The organism is Sandarakinorhabdus sp., from assembly GCF_041689835.1.
Lineage (GTDB): Bacteria > Pseudomonadota > Alphaproteobacteria > Sphingomonadales > Sphingomonadaceae > Sandarakinorhabdus.
Genome location: NZ_JBDNFM010000131.1, coordinates 1 through 3,277, shown reverse-complemented (window position 1 = coordinate 3,277; position 3,277 = coordinate 1). Strand labels below are relative to the sequence as shown.

Below are 3,277 nucleotides of genomic sequence, written 5' to 3'. Positions count from 1 at the left end.
TCCACGAGTTTCAGTCGGCCAAGATGGGGCAGCAGCGTGCGCACATCCTCGCCCGGATCAATGCGAACGGCAGCAAAATTGGCCCCGGCGCCATCGGCGGCCAGAAAATCGGCGAGCAGCGCGATCGGGCTTTCGAACGGCGCGTCACTGCGAAAGCGCAGCCGCGCCGGGGCGTCGTCAAGCGCGGGCGGCGGCGCACCGGCAACGGCCTGCTGGTCCTGGTTATCCATCGCTTTGGGCCTCTCCGGGCAGCAAAAGAAGGTGCTCAACCATAAACCGCGGCCTTGAACGGTGCCGGTCCGAGGCGGCGATAGGTATCAAGGAAGCGCTCATCCGGCGCCGTGCGAACGCTGCGATAAAAGGCGATCAGCGTGTCCACGGCCGCCACGATGCCGTTTTCGTCAAAGCCAGGGCCCAGGATCTTGGCGAGACTGGCATCCTCGGCGCCCGAACCGCCAAGCAGCAATTGATAGGCTTCCTCGCCCTTTTTATCGACGCCAAGGATGCCGATGTGGCCGGCATGATGGTGGCCGCAGCCGTTGATGCAGCCCGAAATCTTCACTTTCAACTCGCCAATGTCCTGTTGTTCGGCAAGATCGCCTTCGAAGCGGGCCGCGATGCGCTGGGCAATCGGGATCGAACGGGCATTGGCCAATGTGCAATAATCCATGCCGGGGCAGACAATGATATCGGTGACCATATCAAGATTGGGCGTGGCCAGGCCCGCCGCATCAAGCGCCTGCCAGACGGCGTACAGATCGGACTTTCGCACATGCGCGAGCACCAGATTCTGGCTGTGGGTCACCCGGATTTCATCATGGGCATAGCGTTCGGCCAGTTCGGCGACGACATCCATCTGCGCCGACGAGGCATCGCCGGGAATGCCGCCCTTTGGTTTGAGGCTGATGGTCGCGATGGCATAGCCCGGCGCCTTGTGGGCATGAACGTTCTGCGTCACCCACACGGCAAAATCGGGATCTGACAGATCGATCGTATCGGGCGCTGCCTGATCAAACGCCGGCGCTGTGAACTGGGCAATGATCCGATCATATTCGGCGCGCGGTGCATCAAGGCCAAGCGGTTCCAGCTCGGCCCATTCGGCTTCGACCTGGGCGGTGAAATTGCTGATACCAAGCTCGCTGACCAGGATCTTGATCCGCGCCTTGTAGATGTTGTCGCGGCGGCCATGGCGGTTGTACACGCGCAGGATCGCTTCGCAGTAGCTGAGGTATTGCCCGACGGGGATGAAGTCGCGCAACACTTGGCCGATGATCGGCGTGCGCCCCATGCCGCCGCCAACATAAACCCGAAAGCCCAGCGCACCGCTGTCGTCGGTGCGCAGCTGCAGGCCGATATCATGCAGCTGGATCGCGGCACGGTCGGTGTCACTGGCGATCACGGCAATCTTGAATTTGCGCGGCAGGAACGAAAATTCCGGATGCAGCGTCGACCATTGCCGCAGCAGTTCGGCATATGGCCGCGGATCGGCAAGCTCGTCGGCAGCAGCGCCGGCAAACTGATCGGAACTGATGTTGCGGATGCAATTGCCGCTGGTCTGGAAGGCGTGCATCTCCACCTTCGACAGATCGTCCAGCAGATCGGAAAACTGTTCCAGCGTGATCCAGTTGTACTGGATGTTCTGCCGCGTGGTGAAATGGCCATAATCGCGATCGTATGTGCGCGCGATATGCGCCAGCATCCGCATCTGGGTGCCTGACAGCGTGCCATAGGGGATGGCGACGCGCAGCATATAGGCGTGCAGCTGCAAATAGAGCCCGTTCATCAGCCGCAGCGGCTTGAATTGATCCTCGGTGATTTCGCCCCGCAGCCGGCGGCCGACCTGATCCTTGAATTCGGCAACACGGGCATCAACGATGGCCTGATCATAATGGTCGTAGCGGTACATCAGATGCTGTCCGTTGAAAGGCTGCCGCGCGCCAGATCGGCGCGGACGCTCGGTCCGGCGGCGCGAACGCGCTGGCGGGTGGTGGTGGGCAACCAGGTGCCCGGCGCGCCGGTCACATCCACAAGCTGCGGATCGTTGATACGCTCGGCTGCAATCAAACGCGCCAACAGCGCGTCGCCTTCAGTGCCAATTTCGGCGGCGTCGCGGATGGCAGTGCTCCAGTCGCTGCCTGTCCACCACAGCACATCGCCTGTTTCGAGGCGGTTTCCAGTCAGGACGCGAGGCATGCGGTTTCCTTGGCGAGGGCGCGTGCTGCCGGTAAGGCAGCCACATTGCCGACAATGATGAGAGCAGGCGAAGCGATGGCTTCGCGCGCCACCAGCCCGGCCAGATCGGCCAGCAGCGACGTGACGAGGCGCTCGTTTGCCTGGGTGGCGCGCTCGACAACGGCCACCGGCGTATCGGGGGCAAGGCCGTCTGCCATCAGTTTTTCAGCAATCGGCGCAGCCCCGGCGAGACCCATGTAGATGACGAGGGTGCGTCCCTTGCCAGCAAGCCCGGCCCAATTCTGCTCCGCCAGGCCGCGGCATTCGCCGGCAACGAAGCTGACCATCGAGGCATGATCGCGGTGGGTAAGCGGCATCAGCAGCGACGCAGCAGCACCGTTGGCAGCAGAAATGCCGGGAATCACAACGACGGGAATGCCGGCGGCAAGCGCGGCGTCCACTTCCTCGCCGCCACGGCCGAAGATGAAGGGATCGCCGCCCTTCAGCCGCACCACCGTGTGGCCGGCGCGGGCTTGCGCAACCAGTAATTCGCCGATGGCATCCTGGCGCAGCGTGTGGCGGGCGCGGCGCTTGGCCACCGAAATACGGCAGGCGTGGGCCGGGATCAGCGCCATCACCTCGTCCCCCACCAGCCCGTCGTGCACCACGACATCGGCGGCGGCGAGCGCGCGCGCGGCGCGCAGCGTGAGCAGATCAGCCGCGCCGGGGCCGGCGCCCACCAGCAGGATGCAGCCAGAGTTGGGGTAAAAATCCATGCTCCCCCAGTGCCGCAAATTACGGCACCGGGGGAGCACGGCTTTCTTTGGGCGGGCCTAGCTTTGGTTGTGCATCAGCGCAGCCGCCCGGCCAATCAACAGATCAACCACCCGGCCGATCAACCAAAGGTGCGCTGCCACCAGCCCTTGCGCGGCGATGCGGCAGCGGCGTCCGGATCGGACACCTCGGCCGGTGCAGCTTGGGTTTCCGGCACAGTGGCCGCTTCAGCAGCCGGGGTTTCGGCCTTTTTGGCGCGGCTGCGCCTGGGCTTGGCAGCTGCCGGTTCGGCGACCACCGCGGCGATCGGCTCCGGTGCGGGCGCGGCTTC

4 protein-coding genes and 1 pseudogene are annotated in these 3,277 nt (G+C 64.1%); all 5 read right to left on the bottom strand.

Annotated elements, in window-relative coordinates:
• A pseudogene (locus ACESL8_RS07205) lies at positions 1-230 on the bottom strand (oxidoreductase); the annotation flags it as partial.
• Positions 231-265: 35 nt separating this feature from the next.
• Positions 266-1,906, bottom strand: a complete 1,641-nt coding sequence (locus tag ACESL8_RS07200; RefSeq protein WP_372917310.1) for a nitrite/sulfite reductase — start codon at positions 1,904-1,906, stop codon at positions 266-268.
• Complete coding sequence (locus ACESL8_RS07195) at positions 1,906-2,193, bottom strand: DUF2849 domain-containing protein (protein WP_372917308.1); 288 nt, start codon at positions 2,191-2,193, stop codon at positions 1,906-1,908. The genes ACESL8_RS07200 and ACESL8_RS07195 overlap by 1 nt, the downstream gene beginning before the upstream one ends.
• A complete protein-coding gene (gene cobA / locus ACESL8_RS07190; RefSeq protein ID WP_372917306.1) occupies positions 2,178-2,948 on the bottom strand; it encodes a uroporphyrinogen-III C-methyltransferase in 771 nt (256 codons plus the stop codon). The genes ACESL8_RS07195 and cobA overlap by 16 nt, the downstream gene beginning before the upstream one ends.
• Positions 2,949-3,067: 119 nt before the next feature.
• Positions 3,068-3,277 (bottom strand): hypothetical protein (locus ACESL8_RS07185; protein ID WP_372917304.1); only part of this gene is annotated, 210 nt, incomplete at its 5' end.